We start from the raw sequence: 18809 nt of genomic DNA, 5'->3' as shown, positions 1-18809 counted from the left end.
AACTTTGCAAGAAAAATATGCGAAATAATCAGCCTTGGCGCTGTTTATGCTTCGGCTCGGCACTGCAAATCACACGGATGACACCATCACGCTTAACGATTTTGCAGTTACGGCATAATTTCTTGACGGAAGCACGAACTTTCATTTTTACTCTCCGTAACTTCTCGAGCGACCTATTGTCGGCCGTAGCCTTTAAGGTTCGCCTTCTTCAATGCAGACTCGTACTGACTCGACATCATCAGAGTTTGCACTTGAGCCATAAAGTCCATAATCACGACAACAACGATAAGCAGTGAGGTCCCACCGAAGTAGAACGGTACTTTCATTGCATCACGCATGAACTCCGGGATCAGGCAAATAAAAGTAATATAAAGCGCACCAACCAAAGTCAGGCGAGTCATTACTTTATCGATATACTTCGCCGTTTGCTCTCCCGGACGAATTCCTGGTACAAATGCACCGGACTTCTTCAGGTTATCTGCTGTTTCACGCGGGTTGAAGACCAACGCCGTGTAGAAGAAACAGAAGAAGATGATCGCAGACGCATAGAGTAACACATAAAGTGGTTGCCCAGGCTGCAAATACAGCGAAATTGTTGTCAGCCAGTTCCAACCAGTCCCGCCCCCGAACCATGACGCGATGGTCGCCGGGAACAGAATAATACTGGAAGCGAAGATTGCCGGGATTACCCCTGCCATATTCACTTTCAGCGGTAAATGTGTGCTCTGTGCAGCATAGACACGACGACCTTGCTGACGTTTAGCGTAGTTTACCACAATGCGGCGTTGACCACGTTCAACGAAAATAACAAAGAACGTCACTGCAAATACTAATACTGCAACCAACAGCAACAGGAGGAAGTGCAGGTCGCCTTGACGCGCTTGCTCGATAGTATGGGCAATGGCTGGCGGGAGTCCCGCAACAATACCAGCGAAAATAATGATCGAAATACCGTTACCGATACCACGTTCAGTAATTTGTTCGCCGAGCCACATCAGGAACATGGTTCCTGAGACCAGACTTACAACAGCGGTGAAATAGAATGCAAAGCCTGGGTTAATAACCAGGCCCTGCATACCAGGCATATTCGGTAGACCGGTAGCAATACCGATCGACTGGAATATTGCCAGCACCAGAGTGCCGTAACGGGTGTACTGGCTGATCTTACGACGACCAGACTCCCCTTCTTTCTTCAGCTCTGCCAGGGTCGGATGAACGACCGTCAGCAGCTGGATAATAATCGATGCCGAAATGTACGGCATGATACCCAGAGCAAAGATTGAAGCACGGCTGAGAGCACCACCAGAGAACATGTTGAACATTTCAATGATGGTGCCACGCTGTTGCTCAAGCAGTTTGGCAAGTACAGCGGCATCAATACCAGGGATCGGAATGAAAGAGCCAATACGGAACACAATAAGCGCACCGATTACAAACAACAGTCTGCGTTTCAGCTCGCCTAAGCCACCTTTGGCACTTTGAAAATCTAATCCCGGTTGTTTAGCCATCTGCTACTTATTCCTCGATTTTACCGCCAGCAGCTTCGATAGCAGCACGAGCACCTTTAGTAACACGCAGGCCACGAACAGTTACCGGAGTAGAAACTTCACCAGCCAGGATCACTTTCGCGAACTCGATCTGGATACCGATAATGTTTGCTGCTTTCAGCGTGTTCAGGTCTACAACGCCGCCTTCAACTTTCGCCAGGTCAGACAGACGAACTTCGGCTGTGATCGCTGATTTGCGAGAGGTGAAGCCGAACTTCGGCAGACGACGGTACAGTGGCATCTGGCCACCCTCGAAACCGCGACGTACGCCACCGCCAGAACGAGAGTTCTGACCTTTGTGACCACGACCACCGGTTTTGCCGAGGCCAGAACCGATACCACGACCCAGGCGTTTACCCGCCTTTTTAGAGCCTTCGGCCGGAGACAGAGTATTTAAACGCATCTCTTACTCCTCAACTTTAACCATGAAGTAAACCGCGTTGACCATACCACGAACAGCAGGAGTATCCTCGCGCTCAACGGTATGACCAATACGACGCAGACCCAGGCCAAGCAGCGTTGCCTTATGTTTCGGCAGACGTCCGATTGCACTGCGGGTTTGTGTAATTTTAATAGTCTTTGCCATGGTCAATTACCCCAGAATTTCTTCAACGGATTTACCACGCTTGGCAGCGACCATTTCTGGAGATTTCATATTTTCCAGGCCATCAATAGTTGCACGAACCACGTTAATCGGGTTGGTGGAACCATATGCTTTAGCCAGAACGTTATGAACTCCAGCAACTTCCAGAACGGCGCGCATTGCACCACCGGCGATGATACCGGTACCTTCGGAAGCTGGCTGCATGAAGACACGAGAACCCGTGTGAGTACCCTTAACAGGGTGCTGCAGGGTGCCGTGGTTCAGCGCGATGTTAATCATATTGCGACGGGCTTTTTCCATCGCTTTCTGGATCGCTGCTGGAACTTCACGCGCTTTACCGTAACCAAAACCAACGCGACCATTACCATCACCAACAACAGTCAGAGCTGTGAAGGAGAAAATACGACCACCTTTAACGGTTTTAGATACGCGGTTAACCGCGATCAGCTTTTCCTGCAGTTCGCCAGCCTGTTTTTCGATGTGAGCCATCTTACACCTCTACCTTAGAACTGAAGGCCAGCTTCACGGGCAGCATCTGCCAGTGCCTGGACGCGACCATGATATTGGAACCCGGAACGGTCAAAGGACACAACTGTGATGCCTTTTTCCAGAGCGCGTTCAGCAACAGCTTTACCTACAGCTGCAGCGGCGTCTTTGTTACCGGTGTACTTCAATTGTTCAGTAATAGCTTTTTCTACAGTAGAAGCAGCTACCAGAACTTCAGAACCGTTTGGTGCAATTACCTGTGCGTAAATATGACGCGGGGTACGATGTACCACCAGGCGAGTTGCACCCAGCTCTTTGAGCTTGCGGCGTGCGCGGGTCGCACGACGGATACGAGCAGATTTCTTATCCATAGTGTTACCTTACTTCTTCTTAGCCTCTTTGGTACGCACGACTTCGTCGGCGTAACGAACACCCTTGCCTTTGTAAGGCTCAGGACGACGGTAGGCGCGCAGATCTGCTGCAACCTGACCGATCAGCTGTTTATCAGCGCCTTTCAGCACGATTTCAGTTTGAGTCGGACATTCTGCAGTGATACCGGCCGGCAGCGGATGCTCAACAGGGTGTGAGAAGCCCAGAGACAGGCCTACTGCATTCCCTTTGATCGCTGCACGATAACCTACACCAACCAGCTGAAGCTTTTTAGTGAAGCCTTCGGTAACACCAACAACCATTGAATTCAGCAGGGCACGCGCGGTACCAGCCTGAGCCCATCCATCCACGAAACCATCACGTGGACCGAAGTTCAGTGCATTGTCTGCATGAGTAACTTCAACAGCTTTGTTGAGGGTACGAGTCAGCTCGCCATTTTTACCTTTGATCGTAATAACCTGACCGTCGATTTTTACATCAACGCCGGCAGGAATAACGACCGGTGCTTTAGCAACACGAGACATTCTTTCCTCCGATTAGGCTACGTAGCAGATAATTTCGCCACCAAGACCAGCTTGGCGCGCTGCACGATCAGTCATAACACCTTTTGAGGTAGAAACAACTGCGATACCCATGCCGGCCATAACTTTTGGCAGCTCATCTTTTTTCTTATAGATGCGCAGGCCTGGGCGGCTGACACGCTGAATGCTTTCTACAACAGCTTTACCCTGGAAATACTTAAGAGTAAGTTCCAGTTCCGGCTTGGTGTCGCCTTCAACTTTAAAATCTTCGATAAAACCTTCTTCCTTCAGCACGTTGGCAATTGCCACTTTCAGCTTGGCGGAAGGCATGGTGACCGCAACTTTGTTCGCGGCCTGACCGTTACGGATACGGGTCAGCATATCCGCGATCGGATCTTGCATGCTCATCTGTCTTTACTCCCGTGATTCAATTGGTAATTACCAGCTAGCCTTTTTCAAGCCTGGTACTTCACCGCGCATGGCGGCTTCACGCAGTTTGATACGGCTCAACCCGAACTTGCCCACGAAACCATGTGGACGACCTGTTTGACGACAGCGGTTACGCTGACGAGACGGGCTGGAATCACGCGGCAGAGACTGCAGCTTGAGAACAGCATTCCAACGATCTTCGTCGGAAGCGTTCACATCAGAAATGATCGCTTTCAGTTCAGCGCGTTTAGCGAAGAATTTATCAGCTAAAGCTACGCGTTTTACTTCGCGTGCTTTCATTGATTGCTTAGCCATTCAGTAACCCTACCTTACTTGCGGAACGGGAAGTCAAACGCAGCCAGTAGAGCACGGCCTTCTTCGTCAGAGTTCGCAGTAGTGGTAATGGTAATATCCAAACCACGCACGCGATCGACTTTATCGTAGTCGATCTCTGGGAAGATGATCTGCTCACGGACACCCATGCTGTAGTTACCACGACCGTCGAAAGACTTAGCGGACAAGCCACGGAAGTCACGGATACGAGGTACAGCAATAGAGATCAGGCGCTCAAGGAACTCCCACATGCGTTCGCCACGCAGAGTTACTTTACAGCCGATCGGATAGCCCTGACGGATTTTGAAGCCTGCAACAGATTTGCGTGCTTTGGTGATCAACGGCTTTTGACCGGAGATTGCTGTCAGATCAGCTGCTGCGTTATCCAGCAGTTTCTTGTCAGCGATCGCTTCACCAACACCCATGTTCAGGGTGATCTTCTCGACCCGAGGGACTTGCATGACAGAATTGTAGTTAAACTCAGTCATGAGTTTGTTAACTACTTCGTCTTTGTAGTAATCATGCAGTTTCGCCATCGTACTACTCCAAATTACTTGATAGTTTCGCTATTAGATTTGAAGAAACGGACTTTTTTGCCGTCTTCGAATCTAAAGCCTACACGGTCAGCCTTACCGGTTGCCGCATTGAAGAGTGCAACGTTAGAAACCTGAATAGCAGCTTCTTTTTCAACGATGCCACCTGGTTGGTTCAGGGCCGGAACCGGCTTCTGATGTTTCTTAACCAGGTTGATACCTTCAACAATGATCTTGCCGGAAGACAGAACATTTTTTACTTTACCGCGTTTACCTTTATCTTTACCGGTTAACACGATAACTTCGTCATCACGACGGATTTTCGCTGCCATGATTCGCTCCTTAGAGTACTTCTGGTGCCAGAGAGATAATTTTCATGAACTTTTCAGTACGAAGTTCACGAGTTACCGGCCCAAAGATACGCGTGCCGATAGGCTGCTCGCTGTTATTATTTAAAATAACGCATGCATTACCATCGAAGCGAATGACAGAACCGTCAGGGCGACGAACACCCTTCCTGGTGCGCACCACTACCGCTTTCAGCACATCACCTTTTTTGACCTTACCACGTGGAATTGCTTCCTTGATGGTGATCTTGATGATGTCGCCTACGCCTGCGTAGCGACGGTGCGAGCCACCCAGAACCTTGATACACATTACGCGACGTGCACCGGAGTTGTCGGCGACGTTCAGCATAGTCTGTTCTTGGATCATTTCAGTGCTCCGCTAATGTCAACTACTACCTGAGACTCTAAAATCAGAGCCGTTAAAAAGCCCCATATCGAGGGCGCGGCATTATAACACCGCTTCTACAATATGGGTAGAAAAAATAAACGGCTCATTGCTGAGCCGTTTATTCGTATCGAGAAGGCTACTCTATTACAGAACCGCTTTCTCTACAACGCGAACCAGCGTCCAGGACTTAGTCTTGGACAGTGGACGGCATTCACGGATTTCAACCTTGTCGCCGATACCACATTCGTTGTTCTCGTCATGTACGTGCAGTTTGGTCGTACGCTTGATGAATTTACCGTAGATCGGGTGTTTCACAATACGTTCGATAGCTACAACGATGGATTTCTCCATTTTGTCGCTAACAACACGACCTTGCAGAGTACGGATTTTATCGGTCATTACGCACCCGCCTTCTGAGTCAGTAAAGTCTTAACGCGTGCAACATCACGACGCACTTGCTTCAGCAGGTGAGTCTGTTGCAGCTGGCCACTTGCAGCCTGCATACGCAGGTTGAACTGCTCACGCAGCAGGTTCAGCAGCTCAGCGTTCAGCTCTTCTACGCTTTTTTCACGCAGCTCATTTGCTTTCATTACATCACCGTCTTAGTTACAAAGGTGGTTTTGATAGGCAGTTTCGCTGCTGCCAGACCGAAGGCTTCACGGGCCAGCTCTTCCGGAACGCCGTCCATTTCATACAGGACTTTGCCCGGTTGGATCAAGGCAACCCAGTACTCCACGTTACCTTTACCTTTACCCATACGAACTTCCAGCGGCTTCTCGGTAATTGGTTTGTCCGGGAATACACGGATCCAAATTTTACCTTGACGCTTAACTGCACGGGTCATAGCACGACGTGCTGCTTCGATCTGACGTGCAGTCAGACGACCACGGCCAACAGCTTTCAGACCGAAAGTGCCGAAGCTAACATCCGTACCCTGCGCCAGACCACGGTTGCGGCCTTTGTGCACTTTACGGAATTTTGTACGCTTTGGTTGTAACATCAGCGACGCTCCTTATTTACGGCCTTTACGCTGCTGCTTTTTAGGTTGCGCAGCCGGTTTTTCCGGTTGTTCAACAGCAGCCATACCACCCAGGATCTCACCTTTGAAGATCCATACCTTAACGCCGATTACACCGTAAGTGGTGTGCGCTTCAGAGGTGTTGTAGTCGATGTCAGCACGCAGAGTGTGCAGCGGTACGCGACCTTCGCGGTACCATTCGGTACGTGCGATTTCCGCGCCGCCCAGACGGCCGCTAACTTCAACTTTGATACCTTTAGCGCCCAGACGCATTGCGTTCTGTACAGCACGCTTCATAGCACGACGGAACATAACGCGACGTTCCAGCTGTGAAGTGATGCTGTCAGCAACCAATTTAGCGTCCAGTTCAGGCTTACGAACTTCAGCGATATTGATCTGTGCAGGAACGCCAGCGATATCCGCTACGACCTTGCGCAGTTTTTCTACGTCTTCGCCTTTCTTACCGATTACGATGCCAGGACGAGCAGTGTGAATGGTCACACGGATGCTCTTAGCTGGACGCTCGATAACGATACGAGATACAGACGCTTTAGCCAGTTCCTTAGTCAGGTACTGACGTACTTTAAAATCGCTGTCCAGGTTGTCAGCGAATTCTTTGGTGTTCGCAAACCAGGTTGAATTCCATGGTTTTACAATACCCAGGCGAATACCATTAGGATGTACTTTCTGACCCATTGCTAGTCTCCAGAGTCTCAGCGATCGGACACAACCACAGTAATGTGGCTGGTGCGCTTCAGGATGCGATCTGCACGACCTTTCGCACGCGGCATAATGCGCTTCATGCTTGGGCCTTCGTCTACGAAGATTTTCGCGACTTTCAGATCGTCAATGTCAGCGCCATCGTTGTGTTCAGCGTTAGCAATGGCAGATTCCAGTACCTTCTTAACCAATACCGCAGCTTTCTTGTTGGTATAGGTCAGGATGTCCAGGGCCTGCGACACTTTCTTACCGCGAATCAGGTCAGCAACAAGGCGAACCTTCTGAGCAGAAGAACGAGCATGGCGATGTTGAGCTAAAGTTTCCATCTCTTCCTCCTACCTTATTTCTTCTTCGCTTTTTTATCAGCAGCGTGGCCGCGATAAGTACGAGTCGGTGCGAATTCACCCAGTTTGTGACCGACCATTTCGTCGGAAACAAAGACTGGAACGTGCTGACGACCATTATGGACAGCGATGGTCAAACCGATCATGTTAGGAAAGATCGTTGAACGACGGGACCAAGTGCGCAGGGGCTTCTTGTCTCCGCTTTCCACCGCTTTCTCTACCTTCTTCAGCAAGTGCAGGTCAATAAAAGGACCTTTCTTGAGAGAACGTGGCATGGCTTATCCTCTAATATTATTTGCTACGGCGACGTACGATAAATTTATCAGTACGCTTGTTGCTGCGGGTCTTCTTACCTTTGGTCTGAACGCCCCACGGAGTTACCGGGTGCTTACCAAAGTTACGACCTTCACCACCACCATGTGGGTGGTCGACTGGGTTCATCGCAGTACCGCGAACGGTAGGACGAACACCACGCCAGCGTGCAGCACCTGCTTTACCCAGAACGCGCAGCATATGCTCAGCATTGCCAACTTCGCCCAGAGTAGCGCGGCAGTCTGCTTCGACTTTACGCATTTCACCAGAACGCAGACGCAGGGTGACATAAGCACCATCGCGTGCAACGATCTGAACGTAAGTACCAGCGGAACGTGCCAGCTGACCGCCTTTACCTGGTTTCATTTCTACGTTATGAACGGTAGAACCAACCGGGATATTGCGCATCGGCAGGGTGTTACCTGCTTTGATTGCAGCATCAACGCCAGACTGAATCTGGTCGCCAGCTTTCAGGCCTTTAGGGGCCAGAATGTAACGGCGCTCGCCATCTTTGTACAGAACCAGCGCGATGTTCGCGGAACGGTTCGGATCGTACTCAAGACGCTCAACAACAGCTGGGATACCGTCTTTGTTGCGTTTAAAGTCAACAATACGGTAAGCCTGCTTGTGACCACCACCGATGTGACGAGTGGTGATGCGGCCATTGTTGTTACGACCACCGGATTTGCTGTTTTTTTCAACCAGCGGAGCAAAAGGTTTGCCCTTGTGCAGCTCTGGGTTGACCACTTTAACGACGTGGCGACGACCCGGAGATGTCGGTTTACATTTAACAACTGCCATTGTATTACTCCTCCGACTTACTCAGCGCCGCCAACGAAGTCCAGGTTCTGGCCTTCTTTCAGGGTGACGTAAGCTTTTTTCCAGTCGCTACGACGACCGATACGCTGTCCGTGACGTTTAACTTTCCCTTTAACTACCAGGGTGTTAACGACTTCGACTTCGACTTCAAACAGTTTCTGCACAGCAGCTTTGATTTCTGCTTTGGTCGCGTCTTTAGCAACTTTGAGAACGATGGTGTTAGTTTTTTCCATCGCAGCAGACGCTTTTTCAGAAACGTGCGGTGCACGAAGCACCTTCAGCAGACGTTCTTCACGAATCATGCCAGCATCTCCTCAACTTGCTTAACAGCATCAGCAGTCATTACGACTTTGTCGAAGGCGATCAGGCTAACCGGGTCGATACCAGTCGCATCGCGTACGTCAACCTTGTGCAGGTTACGTGCGGCCAGGAACAGGTTCTCGTCCAGCTCACCGGTGATGATCAGCACATCTTCCAGAGCCATGTCTTTCAGTTTCTGTGCCAGCAGCTTAGTTTTAGGCGCTTCTACAGAGAAAGATTCGACAACGATCAGACGATCCTGACGTACCAGTTCGGACAGGATGCTTTTCAGCGCGCCGCGGTACATCTTTTTGTTAACTTTTTGACTGTGGTCCTGCGGGCGAGCAGCGAAGGTCACGCCACCGGAACGCCAGATCGGGCTCTTAACAGAACCTGAACGCGCACGGCCGGTACCTTTCTGGCGCCACGGCTTTTTGCCGGAACCAGTTACTTCAGCACGAGTCTTCTGAGCACGAGTACCCTGACGAGCACCAGCTGCATAAGCAACAACAACCTGGTGAACCAGCGCTTCGTTGAAATCACGACCGAAGGTAGTTTCGGAAACAGTCAGCGCGCTCTGCGCGTCTTTCAATACTAATTCCATTGCTATCCCCTTACGCCTTCACAGCTGGTTTAACGATCAGGTCGCTACCGGTTGCACCCGGAACAGCACCTTTAACCAGCAGCAGGTTGCGCTCAGCGTCAACACGTACTACGTCCAGGCTCTGAACGGTCACACGTTCGTTACCCAGCTGACCTGCCATTTTCTTGCCTTTGAACACTTTGCCCGGAGTCTGGTTCTGACCGATAGAACCCGGTACGCGGTGGGACAAGGAGTTACCGTGCGTAGCATCCTGAGTACGGAAGTTCCAGCGCTTAACGGTACCAGCAAAACCTTTACCTTTAGAGGTACCGGTTACGTCAACTTTTTTAACTTCTGCAAACAGCTCAACGCTAATGTCCTGACCTACGGTGAACTCTTCGCCTTCAGCAAGACGGAATTCCCACAGACCACGGCCAGCTTCAACGCCAGCTTTAGCGAAGTGACCCGCTTCCGGTTTGGTTACACGGTTAGCTTTTTTAGCACCAGTGGTAACCTGAACGGCACGGTAGCCATCGTTAGCCAGGTCTTTAACCTGAGTAACGCGGTTTGCTTCAACTTCGATTACGGTTACTGGGATAGATACGCCATCTTCAGTGAAGATGCGGGTCATGCCCACTTTTTTACCGACTAAACCAATCATTGTATCAACCTCTCAATCGCTCGATGACCTGATTAACCCAGGCTGATCTGCACGTCTACACCGGCAGCCAGATCCAGACGCATCAGAGCATCAACGGTTTTCTCGGTTGGCTCAACGATGTCAACCAGACGCTTGTGAGTGCGGATTTCGTACTGATCACGCGCGTCTTTGTTAACGTGCGGAGAGATCAGAACGGTAAAGCGCTCTTTGCGGGTCGGCAGCGGGATCGGACCACGGACTTGCGCACCAGTGCGCTTAGCAGTCTCGACGATTTCCGCGGTTGATTGATCGATCAGACGATGATCAAACGCTTTAAGACGGATACGGATTCTTTGGTTCTGCATGAGACCAGAGCTCCAATTATTTTATAAACGAAAATGATTACTACTCAAACCCATTACGATTGATGGGAGAGTGTAACCGTTCTTACGTAGCTCCCCAATTGGGAGCATTGTTAGGCAACGAAAAACAGTATTGCCTGGGTTCAGATTGAACCAGCTGTCAATTACGACAAGCCCGCGCATTATACGTAAATCTGAGCAGGACGCAAGCCCCGTTTAGGAAATAGACGGGACAGGTCAGTTTTGCATGGCGGCTCGTAAAAACGATGTAACGTTGCGACGGTAAGACGTTAGTCGGGAAGGCTTCACGCAGGGTTGAGTTTTGCCGTTTGTTTAACCCCAGGAATTGAGTGGAGTATGGCCGTACAGATTTCATAGAGGCCATTAACGATGCTCACTACCCTCCCCTTCCTTGTTGTCTACCTGGGTTTAACCTGCTTATTAGTTCGTGAGGATATCCGCTCGCATCTGCTTCCGGACAGATACCTGTGTCCACTACTCTGGGCAGGTTTGCTCTATCACCTCTGTCTTCAACCCGACTTTCTGGCCAGCGCGGTCTTAGGTGCAATAACGGGTTACGCCGGCTTTGCGATTATTTATTGGGCTTACAAACTGATACGTAAACGTGAGGGGCTGGGATACGGCGACGTGAAATATCTGGGGGCGCTGGGCGCATGGCATGGCTGGTGTGTGCTTCCTGCTCTGGCCTTATCGGCAGCTTTGCTGGCGATTCTCTATCTATTGATACGATCCCTGTTTAAACCCGGAGAACAGATATTAAAAAACCCACTGCCCTTTGGACCTTTCATGGCGGCAGCAGGTTTAATTATGGGTGGGCCAAGCCTGATCAGCTTTCCACTTTAATCTGCGACTGGAGATAATTCTGCAGACCGATTTTACCGATTAGATCCAGCTCCGTTTCCAGCCAGTCGATATGTCCTTCTTCATCAGCCAGGATCTGAATCATCATATCGCGGCTGACGTAATCGTGAACGCTGTCCGCGTAAGCGATAGCTTCACGCAGATCTTTTGCGCCTTCGAGTTCCAGCGTCAGATCGGATCGCAGCATCTCTTCGACATCTTCACCGATACCCAGCTTGCCGAGATCCTGCAGGTTGGGGATCCCCTCAAGAAACAAAATACGCTCGATGTACTTATCGGCGTGTTTCATTTCATCAATGGATTCATGGTATTCGACGTCGTTGAGGCGAGTCAGACCCCAGTTCTTGAACATTCTCGCGTGGAGAAAGTATTGATTGATTGCGACAAGCTCATTTCCCAATAATTTATTGAGATAACTTATGATTTTAATATCACCTTTCATTATAGTCCCTCCGCTTCCACTTATTGAAGCGTAGATGGGGCTACAGGGATGTCAAAAAAAAGAATGAGCCTCAGGCAATCTCTTTGAATTCCGGGATCTGCATCAATTCGTCCTGCATGATCTCACGGGCAGCGCGAACGCACTTACCGCATTGATTTCCCACCGGAACAAACTTACGCAGCTGCTGAAAAGATTGTGGTTGAAACTGGCGAACGGCCTGACGGATTTTTTTATCACTCACACCATTACATAAACAAACGTACATAACCACTCCCGTTCAAAATATGCGCAAAGTGTAAGTGAGAATAATTATGATTACAATAGCACAAGCATGAAGAGGCGGGGCGGGAGCCAACAAAAAATGCGAAAATTTGTGACAGGGAGAAATGTAAGACAACAAAAAAGGACGCCGAAGCGTCCTTTTTAATTCAGGGATAATTAATTAGCCCAGAACTTTAGCAACAACACCCGCGCCAACGGTACGGCCACCTTCGCGGATTGCGAAGCGCAGACCATCGTCCATTGCGATTGGGTGGATCAGGGTAACAACCATCTTGATGTTGTCGCCTGGCATTACCATCTCAACGCCTTCTGGCAGTTCGATGGTACCGGTCACGTCAGTAGTACGGAAGTAGAACTGTGGACGGTAGCCTTTGAAGAACGGAGTATGACGGCCGCCTTCGTCTTTGGACAGGATGTACACTTCAGATTCGAACTTGGTGTGTGGCTTGATAGAGCCTGGCTTAGCCAGAACCTGGCCACGCTGGATCTCTTCACGCTTGATACCACGCAGCAGAACGCCGCAGTTCTCGCCTGCACGACCTTCGTCCAGCAGTTTGCGGAACATTTCAACGCCGGTACAGGTTGATTTCGCAGTATCTTTGATACCAACGATTTCAACTTCTTCACCCACTTTGATGATGCCGCGCTCTACACGACCGGTAACAACAGTACCACGGCCGGAGATAGAGAATACGTCTTCGATAGGCAGCAGGAACGGCTTGTCAATCGCACGCTCTGGCTCTGGGATGTAGGAATCCAGGTAGCCAGCCAGTTCGATGATTTTCTCTTCCCACTGTGCTTCGCCTTCCAGCGCTTTCAGTGCAGAACCACGAACGATTGGGGTGTCGTCGCCCGGGAAGTCGTACTGGGACAGAAGTTCACGAACTTCCATCTCAACCAGTTCCAGCAGCTCTTCGTCATCAACCATGTCGCATTTGTTCAGGAACACGATGATGAAAGGAACGCCTACCTGACGACCCAGCAGGATGTGCTCACGGGTCTGAGGCATAGGGCCGTCAGTCGCAGCAACAACCAGGATCGCGCCGTCCATCTGCGCAGCACCGGTGATCATGTTTTTAACATAGTCGGCGTGGCCCGGGCAGTCTACGTGTGCGTAGTGGCGAGTCGGGGTGTCATATTCAACGTGGGAAGTGTTGATGGTGATACCACGAGCTTTTTCTTCTGGTGCGTTATCGATCTGGTCGAATGCACGAGCAGAACCACCGTAGGTTTTAGCCAGAACGGTAGTGATTGCAGCGGTCAGGGTAGTTTTACCGTGGTCAACGTGGCCGATAGTACCAACGTTGACGTGCGGTTTTGTACGTTCAAATTTTTCTTTAGACACGGCTATATTCCTTACTATAGTGCCCCCTCACCGAAGGGGCACGGGACTTAGATTTTAACCCTACGGCTTATTTACCACGGGCTTCAATTACGGCCTGAGCAACGTTGTTCGGCGCATCATCATACTTCAGGAACTCCATGGAGTAAGAAGCACGACCTTTGGTCAGAGAACGCAGCTGAGTTGCATATCCGAACATTTCAGACAGCGGAACTTCAGCATGAATCTGAACACCAGTAGCGTTAGATTCCTGACCTTTCAGCTGACCACGACGACGGCTAAGGTCACCGATAACGTCACCGGTATTCTCTTCCGGAGTTTCTACTTCAACCTTCATGATCGGCTCAAGCAGAACTGGTTTCGCTTTCTTAAAGCCTTCTTTAAAGGCGATAGAAGCGGCCAGTTTAAACGCCAGTTCAGAGGAGTCAACGTCATGGTAAGAACCGAAGTGCAGACGAACACCCATGTCTACAACCGGGTAACCAGCCAGTGGACCAGACTTCAGCTGCTCCTGGATGCCTTTATCAACGGCAGGGATGTATTCACCAGGAATTACACCACCTTTGATGTCGTTGATGAACTCGTAACCTTTAGGGTTAGAGCCCGGCTCCAGTGGGTACATGTCGATCACAACGTGACCATACTGACCACGACCACCAGACTGCTTAGCGTGTTTACCTTCAACATCGGTAACTTTCTGACGAATCGCTTCACGGTAAGCAACCTGAGGTTTACCTACGTTAGCTTCAACGTTGAATTCACGCTTCATACGGTCAACGATGATGTCGAGGTGCAGTTCGCCCATACCAGCGATGATGGTCTGGTTAGATTCTTCATCAGTCCATACGCGGAATGATGGGTCTTCTTTAGCCAGACGGCCCAGAGCCAGACCCATTTTTTCCTGGTCAGCTTTGGTTTTCGGTTCTACTGCGATGGAGATTACCGGTTCCGGGAATTCCATACGCTCAAGAATGATCACGTTATCCGGATCACAGATGGTGTCACCTGTAGTCACGTCTTTCAGGCCGATTGCCGCAGCAATGTCGCCCGCGCGAACTTCTTTGATCTCTTCACGCTTGTTAGCATGCATCTGAACGATACGGCCAAAACGCTCACGAGCTGATTTAACCGGGTTGTATACGGTATCACCAGAGTTAACCACGCCAGAGTACACGCGGAAGAACGTCAGGTTACCTACAAACGGGTCGGTAGCGATTTTGAATGCCAGTGCAGCAAACGGCTCGTCATCACTAGCATGACGCTCAGATGGGGTATCTTTACCGTCATCCAGCATACCGTTGATTGCAGGTACGTCAGTCGGAGCTGGCAGGTAATCAATTACCGCATCCAGCATCGCCTGAACACCTTTGTTCTTGAACGCAGAACCACAGGTTACCAGGATGATTTCGTTGTTCAGAACGCGCTGACGCAGAGCTGTTTTGATCTCTTCTTCAGTCAGTTCTTCACCACCCAGGTATTTCTCCATCAGGTCTTCTGAAGCTTCTGCAGCGGACTCGATCAGGTTCTGGTGCCATTCGTCAGCCAGGTCCTGCATGTCAGCCGGGATATCTTCATATTCGAAGGTAACGCCCTGATCAGCATCGTTCCAGTTGATGGCTTTCATTTTCACCAGGTCGATAACGCCGGTGAAGCCTTCTTCAGCACCAATTGCCAGCTGCAGCGGAACAGGGTTCGCGCCCAGACGGGATTTGATCTGACCAACAACTTTCAGGAAGTTTGCACCCATGCGGTCCATTTTGTTAACGAACGCAATGCGTGGAACTTTGTATTTGTTTGCCTGACGCCATACGGTTTCAGACTGTGGCTGAACACCACCAACTGCGCAGTAAACCATTACCGCACCATCAAGAACACGCATGGAACGTTCTACTTCGATAGTGAAGTCAACGTGCCCCGGGGTGTCGATGATGTTTACGCGATGCGGTTCATACTGCTTAGCCATACCAGACCAGAATGCAGTAGTCGCTGCGGAGGTAATGGTAATACCACGCTCCTGCTCCTGCTCCATCCAGTCCATGGTAGCGGCGCCGTCATGAACTTCACCGATTTTATGGTTTACACCGGTGTAGAACAGAATACGTTCGGTGGTAGTGGTTTTACCGGCGTCGATGTGCGCACTGATACCAATGTTACGGTAGCGTGCGATGGGTGTTGTACGAGCCATTTGATTCCTCGTTTATCTTTTTAGGCGTTCAGTTAAGTAACCCAAAGCGGGCTGCTTCGCTGAAGCGCCCGCCTGGTGACTATGACTCCGAAGGGATTACCAACGGTAGTGTGCGAACGCCTTGTTGGCTTCTGCCATACGGTGAACGTCTTCACGTTTCTTAACTGCAGTACCTTTGTTGTCTGCAGCATCAGAAAGTTCGTTCGCCAGACGCAGAGCCATGGATTTATCACCGCGTTTACGAGCAGCTTCAACGATCCAACGCATTGCCAGAGCATTACGACGGACCGGACGAACTTCAACTGGAACCTGATAAGTAGAACCACCTACGCGGCGGGACTTAACTTCAACAGTCGGGCGAACGTTGTCCAGAGCGACTTCGAAAGCTTCCAGTGAGGTTTTACCAGAGCGCTGAGCCAGGGTCTCAAGCGCGCTGTATACGATTGCTTCTGCAGTAGATTTTTTACCATCTACCATCAGGATGTTTACAAATTTTGCCAGCAGTTCTGATCCGAATTTCGGATCTGGAAGAATTTTACGCTGACCAATGACGCGACGACGTGGCATGGGAATACTCCGTTGTTAATTCAGGATTGTCCAAAACTCTAAGAGTTTAGTGTGACATTAAGATAAATCAGTTTGGCCTTACTTAACGGAGAACCATTAAGCCTTAGGACGTTTCACGCCGTACTTAGAGCGAGATTGCTTACGGTCTTTAACGCCGGAGCAGTCAAGCGCACCACGAACGGTGTGGTAACGAACACCCGGAAGGTCTTTTACACGACCGCCACGGATCAGGATCACGGAGTGTTCCTGCAGGTTGTGACCTTCACCACCGATGTAGGAAGTCACTTCAAAACCGTTAGTCAAACGCACACGGCATACTTTACGCAGTGCGGAGTTTGGTTTTTTAGGGGTAGTGGTATACACACGAGTACATACACCACGTTTCTGCGGGCAGGCTTCCAGCGCAGGCACGTTGCTTTTTGCAACTTTGCGAGCGCGTGGTTTGCGTACCAGCTGGTTAACTGTTGCCATTAAATAGCTCCTGGTTTTAGCTTTTGCTTCGTAAACACGTAATAAAACGACCTCATACAATATGAGGACGCGAAATTTTAGGGCTACGTCGAAAAGGTGTCAAGAAATATACAGCGATCTCACATCACCAGTTCATTTGACCAGCGTGCTGGACGGCCAGATTAACGAAATCAGTATAGCTAACCACGTCAATCCTGGTTGAAATTTGACCAGCAAGACCGCGAGCATCGATATCATCTTTAAGCGCAGAGACTGAGATGGGGGCATTACTGAGAATATCAACAAAGCGGTTGCCTTCTACCGCCGCCAGAACGCCATCCTGGATCAGCAGCAGGGCATCACCTTCCCGCACCATTCTCATCAGGCTATCGATGTCGCAGTGCCAGGGGGAGCGGCTCAAAGTATGGAGCATGACGGCCTCAGAATGTCAGGATGGTATCGAAGTGGGAGAGATGTTCACGCAGCACCTCCGGCACAACCACCGTAGCGTCGAGAACAAAGGGGGTGCTTTCACTCAGACCGCGCGCCTGCAGGGAGGCGGCACAGACGTAGAACGTCTCGATGTCATACAGCGGCAAGACCTTAAAGGTCGCGATGTAGTCGCGCGCCAGCACGGCCTGCGGTTGCTGGCCGGCCAGCAGCTGAAACACGCCGTCGCCGATAAAGAATACGCCGATCTCTTCTGTCAGCGCGGAGGTCGCCAGTAACGCATCCAGCCCTTCCCTGCCGGCGGCACTGCCATGCGGAGCAGAGGCAAAGACAAAAGCCACGCGGTTCATCAGAATTGCACCATTCTGTCGCAGGTTAATGCGGCTTGAGCCAGCGCCCCAAGGCCACTGAGTGAAAAGCCGTCATTAAGATTGGCGGCTGGCAGGCCCAGACGCTGCGCTTCATTTGCATCGCTTACGCCGCGACGGAGCGCTGCCGCCACACAAATATGCAGCTCAACCCCGTGCTGCTGGTTCAGGGATTGCCATGCGCGCACCAGGTCAAACTCATCGGAAGCGGGGGACGTCAGCTGGTTGGCGTTATAAATACCTTCACGATAAAAAAAGATACTGACCAGTTCGTGTCCGGCACCCAGCAGCGCACGCGCAAACTGCAACGCACTGCTGGCTTGCTGCGTACCGTACGCCGGGCCTGTCACCATTAATGCAAAACGCATTACTTTTCGTGCCCCAGGAAGTCGCCGCTTTTGAACTGACGGATGTAGAGATACACCGTGTGCTTAGAGATATTGAGACGATCGGCCACCTGGTTAATCGCATCTTTGATATCAAAAATGCCTTTCTCGTAGAGGTTAAGCACGATCTGACGATTCTTGGCGTTGTTAGACACATTGCGATCGGCATTCACTTCTTCGATGGTGAACTCCAGCGTCTGGGTGACGAGGTCTTCTACCGAGGAGGCAAAGTTAACAGCGGATCCGACATCCGGCGTTTCTGGTGGAATAAAGGTGTTCATGATCTGGGAGAACGGCACATCGAGATTCATGTTGATGCACAGCAAACCAATCACCCGATGATCGCGGTTGCGGATGGCAATCGTCACGGACTTCATCAGGACACCGCTCTTGGCGCGGGTGAAATAACATTTTGAGACGCTGCTGTCCGCACCGGTCATGTCGTGCAGCATACGCAGTGCAAGGTCGGTGATTGGCGAGCCAATTTTACGGCCAGTATGCTCACCATTGGCAATGCGGATGGCAGAACATTTCAGATCTTGCAGGGAGTGCAATACGATTTCGCAGTGGGACCCAATGAGCATCGCTAACCCGTCCACTACCGCTTCGTAGGATTTCAGAATATCGAAATCGGTCTGATCGAAAGGACGTTGATCCAGCAGATCAAGTTCGCTGGTTTCGTTGGTTAAAAGCGACCTGGTCATGAAAAAAACACTCCTTTTCAGGAGCCTGTCGGTAGGTTTTCAGGGCAGGCTCATTATTTACACGGGCAACTAAAT

The 18809-nt window shown here is 50.5% G+C and carries 34 protein-coding genes; 1 reads left to right on the top strand and 33 read right to left on the bottom strand.

Annotated elements, in window-relative coordinates; all coding sequences use genetic code 11:
- Positions 1–28: 28 nt before the first annotated feature.
- From rpmJ to rpsJ, 23 genes are all read right to left on the bottom strand, one after another.
- Positions 29–145: a 50S ribosomal protein L36 gene (gene rpmJ, locus LG383_RS21105; protein WP_000868187.1), complete on the bottom strand. Its 117-nt coding sequence runs from the start codon at positions 143–145 to the stop codon at positions 29–31.
- 28 nt (positions 146–173) lie between these two features.
- Entirely contained in the window at positions 174–1508 is a 1335-nt protein-coding gene (secY, locus tag LG383_RS21100; RefSeq protein ID WP_032614690.1) for a preprotein translocase subunit SecY, read from the bottom strand.
- Between the two features lie 7 nt (positions 1509–1515).
- A complete protein-coding gene (gene rplO, locus LG383_RS21095; RefSeq protein WP_032614692.1) occupies positions 1516–1950 on the bottom strand; it encodes a 50S ribosomal protein L15 in 435 nt (144 codons plus the stop codon).
- Between the two features lie 3 nt (positions 1951–1953).
- Positions 1954–2133, bottom strand: coding sequence for a 50S ribosomal protein L30 (rpmD, locus tag LG383_RS21090; RefSeq protein ID WP_003863301.1), 180 nt, complete (start codon positions 2131–2133; stop codon positions 1954–1956).
- 6 nt (positions 2134–2139) lie between these two features.
- On the bottom strand, positions 2140–2640 hold the full coding sequence (gene rpsE / locus LG383_RS21085) for a 30S ribosomal protein S5 (protein WP_106996075.1): 501 nt from the start codon (positions 2638–2640) through the stop codon (positions 2140–2142).
- A 14-nt stretch (positions 2641–2654) separates the two neighbouring features.
- Positions 2655–3008 (bottom strand): 50S ribosomal protein L18, encoded by a 354-nt coding sequence (rplR, locus tag LG383_RS21080; protein WP_032614694.1) that lies wholly within the window; start codon positions 3006–3008, stop codon positions 2655–2657.
- A 9-nt stretch (positions 3009–3017) separates the two neighbouring features.
- On the bottom strand, positions 3018–3551 hold the full coding sequence (rplF, locus tag LG383_RS21075) for a 50S ribosomal protein L6 (protein WP_166184325.1): 534 nt from the start codon (positions 3549–3551) through the stop codon (positions 3018–3020).
- Positions 3552–3563: 12 nt separating this feature from the next.
- Entirely contained in the window at positions 3564–3956 is a 393-nt protein-coding gene (gene rpsH, locus LG383_RS21070) for a 30S ribosomal protein S8 (protein WP_032614699.1), read from the bottom strand.
- A gap of 30 nt (positions 3957–3986) precedes the next feature.
- Positions 3987–4292 carry a 30S ribosomal protein S14 gene (rpsN, locus tag LG383_RS21065; protein WP_032614701.1) on the bottom strand — a complete coding sequence of 102 codons (306 nt, stop codon included), beginning with the start codon at positions 4290–4292 and terminating at the stop codon, positions 3987–3989.
- A 14-nt stretch (positions 4293–4306) separates the two neighbouring features.
- Positions 4307–4846, bottom strand: coding sequence for a 50S ribosomal protein L5 (gene rplE / locus LG383_RS21060; protein ID WP_032614703.1), 540 nt, complete (start codon positions 4844–4846; stop codon positions 4307–4309).
- Positions 4847–4860: 14 nt separating this feature from the next.
- Entirely contained in the window at positions 4861–5175 is a 315-nt protein-coding gene (gene rplX / locus LG383_RS21055) for a 50S ribosomal protein L24 (protein ID WP_016538464.1), read from the bottom strand.
- Between the two features lie 10 nt (positions 5176–5185).
- The gene (rplN, locus tag LG383_RS21050) at positions 5186–5557 is read right to left on the bottom strand and encodes a 50S ribosomal protein L14 (RefSeq protein WP_004160583.1); all 372 of its coding nucleotides are present in this window, start codon (positions 5555–5557) and stop codon (positions 5186–5188) included.
- Positions 5558–5722: 165 nt separating this feature from the next.
- Positions 5723–5977, bottom strand: coding sequence for a 30S ribosomal protein S17 (rpsQ, locus tag LG383_RS21045; protein WP_008503489.1), 255 nt, complete (start codon positions 5975–5977; stop codon positions 5723–5725).
- Positions 5977–6168: a 50S ribosomal protein L29 gene (rpmC, locus tag LG383_RS21040; RefSeq protein WP_032614707.1), complete on the bottom strand. Its 192-nt coding sequence runs from the start codon at positions 6166–6168 to the stop codon at positions 5977–5979. The genes rpsQ and rpmC overlap by 1 nt, the downstream gene beginning before the upstream one ends.
- Complete coding sequence (rplP, locus tag LG383_RS21035; RefSeq protein WP_002919759.1) at positions 6168–6578, bottom strand: 50S ribosomal protein L16; 411 nt, start codon at positions 6576–6578, stop codon at positions 6168–6170. Before rplP ends, rpmC begins: the two co-directional genes overlap by 1 nt.
- Positions 6579–6590: 12 nt before the next feature.
- Positions 6591–7292, bottom strand: coding sequence for a 30S ribosomal protein S3 (gene rpsC / locus LG383_RS21030; RefSeq protein WP_000529945.1), 702 nt, complete (start codon positions 7290–7292; stop codon positions 6591–6593).
- 17 nt (positions 7293–7309) lie between these two features.
- Positions 7310–7642: a 50S ribosomal protein L22 gene (gene rplV, locus LG383_RS21025; RefSeq protein ID WP_002919773.1), complete on the bottom strand. Its 333-nt coding sequence runs from the start codon at positions 7640–7642 to the stop codon at positions 7310–7312.
- Positions 7643–7656: 14 nt separating this feature from the next.
- Entirely contained in the window at positions 7657–7935 is a 279-nt protein-coding gene (gene rpsS, locus LG383_RS21020) for a 30S ribosomal protein S19 (RefSeq protein WP_001138115.1), read from the bottom strand.
- A gap of 16 nt (positions 7936–7951) precedes the next feature.
- Positions 7952–8773, bottom strand: a complete 822-nt coding sequence (rplB, locus tag LG383_RS21015) for a 50S ribosomal protein L2 (protein ID WP_000301869.1) — start codon at positions 8771–8773, stop codon at positions 7952–7954.
- A 17-nt stretch (positions 8774–8790) separates the two neighbouring features.
- A complete protein-coding gene (rplW, locus tag LG383_RS21010; protein WP_004868363.1) occupies positions 8791–9093 on the bottom strand; it encodes a 50S ribosomal protein L23 in 303 nt (100 codons plus the stop codon).
- The gene (gene rplD, locus LG383_RS21005; RefSeq protein ID WP_106996077.1) at positions 9090–9695 is read right to left on the bottom strand and encodes a 50S ribosomal protein L4; all 606 of its coding nucleotides are present in this window, start codon (positions 9693–9695) and stop codon (positions 9090–9092) included. Before rplD ends, rplW begins: the two co-directional genes overlap by 4 nt.
- Before the next feature lie 10 nt (positions 9696–9705).
- Positions 9706–10335, bottom strand: coding sequence for a 50S ribosomal protein L3 (gene rplC / locus LG383_RS21000; RefSeq protein WP_016538466.1), 630 nt, complete (start codon positions 10333–10335; stop codon positions 9706–9708).
- A 32-nt stretch (positions 10336–10367) separates the two neighbouring features.
- On the bottom strand, positions 10368–10679 hold the full coding sequence (rpsJ, locus tag LG383_RS20995; RefSeq protein WP_001181005.1) for a 30S ribosomal protein S10: 312 nt from the start codon (positions 10677–10679) through the stop codon (positions 10368–10370).
- Positions 10680–11066: 387 nt separating this feature from the next.
- On the opposite strand from rpsJ, the gene LG383_RS20990 reads away from it, so the two are divergent.
- Positions 11067–11540, top strand: coding sequence for an A24 family peptidase (locus LG383_RS20990; RefSeq protein ID WP_225760084.1), 474 nt, complete (start codon positions 11067–11069; stop codon positions 11538–11540).
- Here LG383_RS20990 and bfr read toward each other — a convergent pair.
- The 10 genes from bfr to LG383_RS20940 form a co-directional block, all read right to left on the bottom strand.
- Entirely contained in the window at positions 11524–12000 is a 477-nt protein-coding gene (gene bfr / locus LG383_RS20985; protein ID WP_106996079.1) for a bacterioferritin, read from the bottom strand. The two genes, LG383_RS20990 and bfr, sit on opposite strands and share 17 nt — an antisense overlap.
- 70 nt (positions 12001–12070) lie before the next feature.
- Positions 12071–12265, bottom strand: a complete 195-nt coding sequence (gene bfd / locus LG383_RS20980) for a bacterioferritin-associated ferredoxin (RefSeq protein WP_003863268.1) — start codon at positions 12263–12265, stop codon at positions 12071–12073.
- Between the two features lie 177 nt (positions 12266–12442).
- Positions 12443–13627: an elongation factor Tu gene (gene tuf / locus LG383_RS20975; RefSeq protein WP_166181223.1), complete on the bottom strand. Its 1185-nt coding sequence runs from the start codon at positions 13625–13627 to the stop codon at positions 12443–12445.
- 67 nt (positions 13628–13694) lie between these two features.
- Complete coding sequence (gene fusA / locus LG383_RS20970; protein ID WP_106995161.1) at positions 13695–15809, bottom strand: elongation factor G; 2115 nt, start codon at positions 15807–15809, stop codon at positions 13695–13697.
- A 96-nt stretch (positions 15810–15905) separates the two neighbouring features.
- Positions 15906–16376, bottom strand: coding sequence for a 30S ribosomal protein S7 (gene rpsG / locus LG383_RS20965; RefSeq protein ID WP_106995162.1), 471 nt, complete (start codon positions 16374–16376; stop codon positions 15906–15908).
- A 96-nt stretch (positions 16377–16472) separates the two neighbouring features.
- Positions 16473–16847: a 30S ribosomal protein S12 gene (gene rpsL, locus LG383_RS20960; RefSeq protein WP_003023654.1), complete on the bottom strand. Its 375-nt coding sequence runs from the start codon at positions 16845–16847 to the stop codon at positions 16473–16475.
- 124 nt (positions 16848–16971) lie between these two features.
- Entirely contained in the window at positions 16972–17259 is a 288-nt protein-coding gene (gene tusB, locus LG383_RS20955; RefSeq protein ID WP_106995163.1) for a sulfurtransferase complex subunit TusB, read from the bottom strand.
- Between the two features lie 7 nt (positions 17260–17266).
- Entirely contained in the window at positions 17267–17626 is a 360-nt protein-coding gene (gene tusC / locus LG383_RS20950; RefSeq protein ID WP_225760083.1) for a sulfurtransferase complex subunit TusC, read from the bottom strand.
- Positions 17626–18012, bottom strand: coding sequence for a sulfurtransferase complex subunit TusD (gene tusD / locus LG383_RS20945; RefSeq protein WP_225760082.1), 387 nt, complete (start codon positions 18010–18012; stop codon positions 17626–17628). Before tusD ends, tusC begins: the two co-directional genes overlap by 1 nt.
- Positions 18012–18734, bottom strand: a complete 723-nt coding sequence (locus tag LG383_RS20940) for a transcriptional regulator (protein WP_106995166.1) — start codon at positions 18732–18734, stop codon at positions 18012–18014. Before LG383_RS20940 ends, tusD begins: the two co-directional genes overlap by 1 nt.
- Positions 18735–18809: the final 75 nt, after the last annotated feature.

This window comes from Leclercia sp. Marseille-Q4284, assembly GCF_916618945.1.
GTDB lineage: Bacteria > Pseudomonadota > Gammaproteobacteria > Enterobacterales > Enterobacteriaceae > Enterobacter > Enterobacter tamurae.
This window is presented reverse-complemented; position numbering and strand designations above follow the sequence as displayed.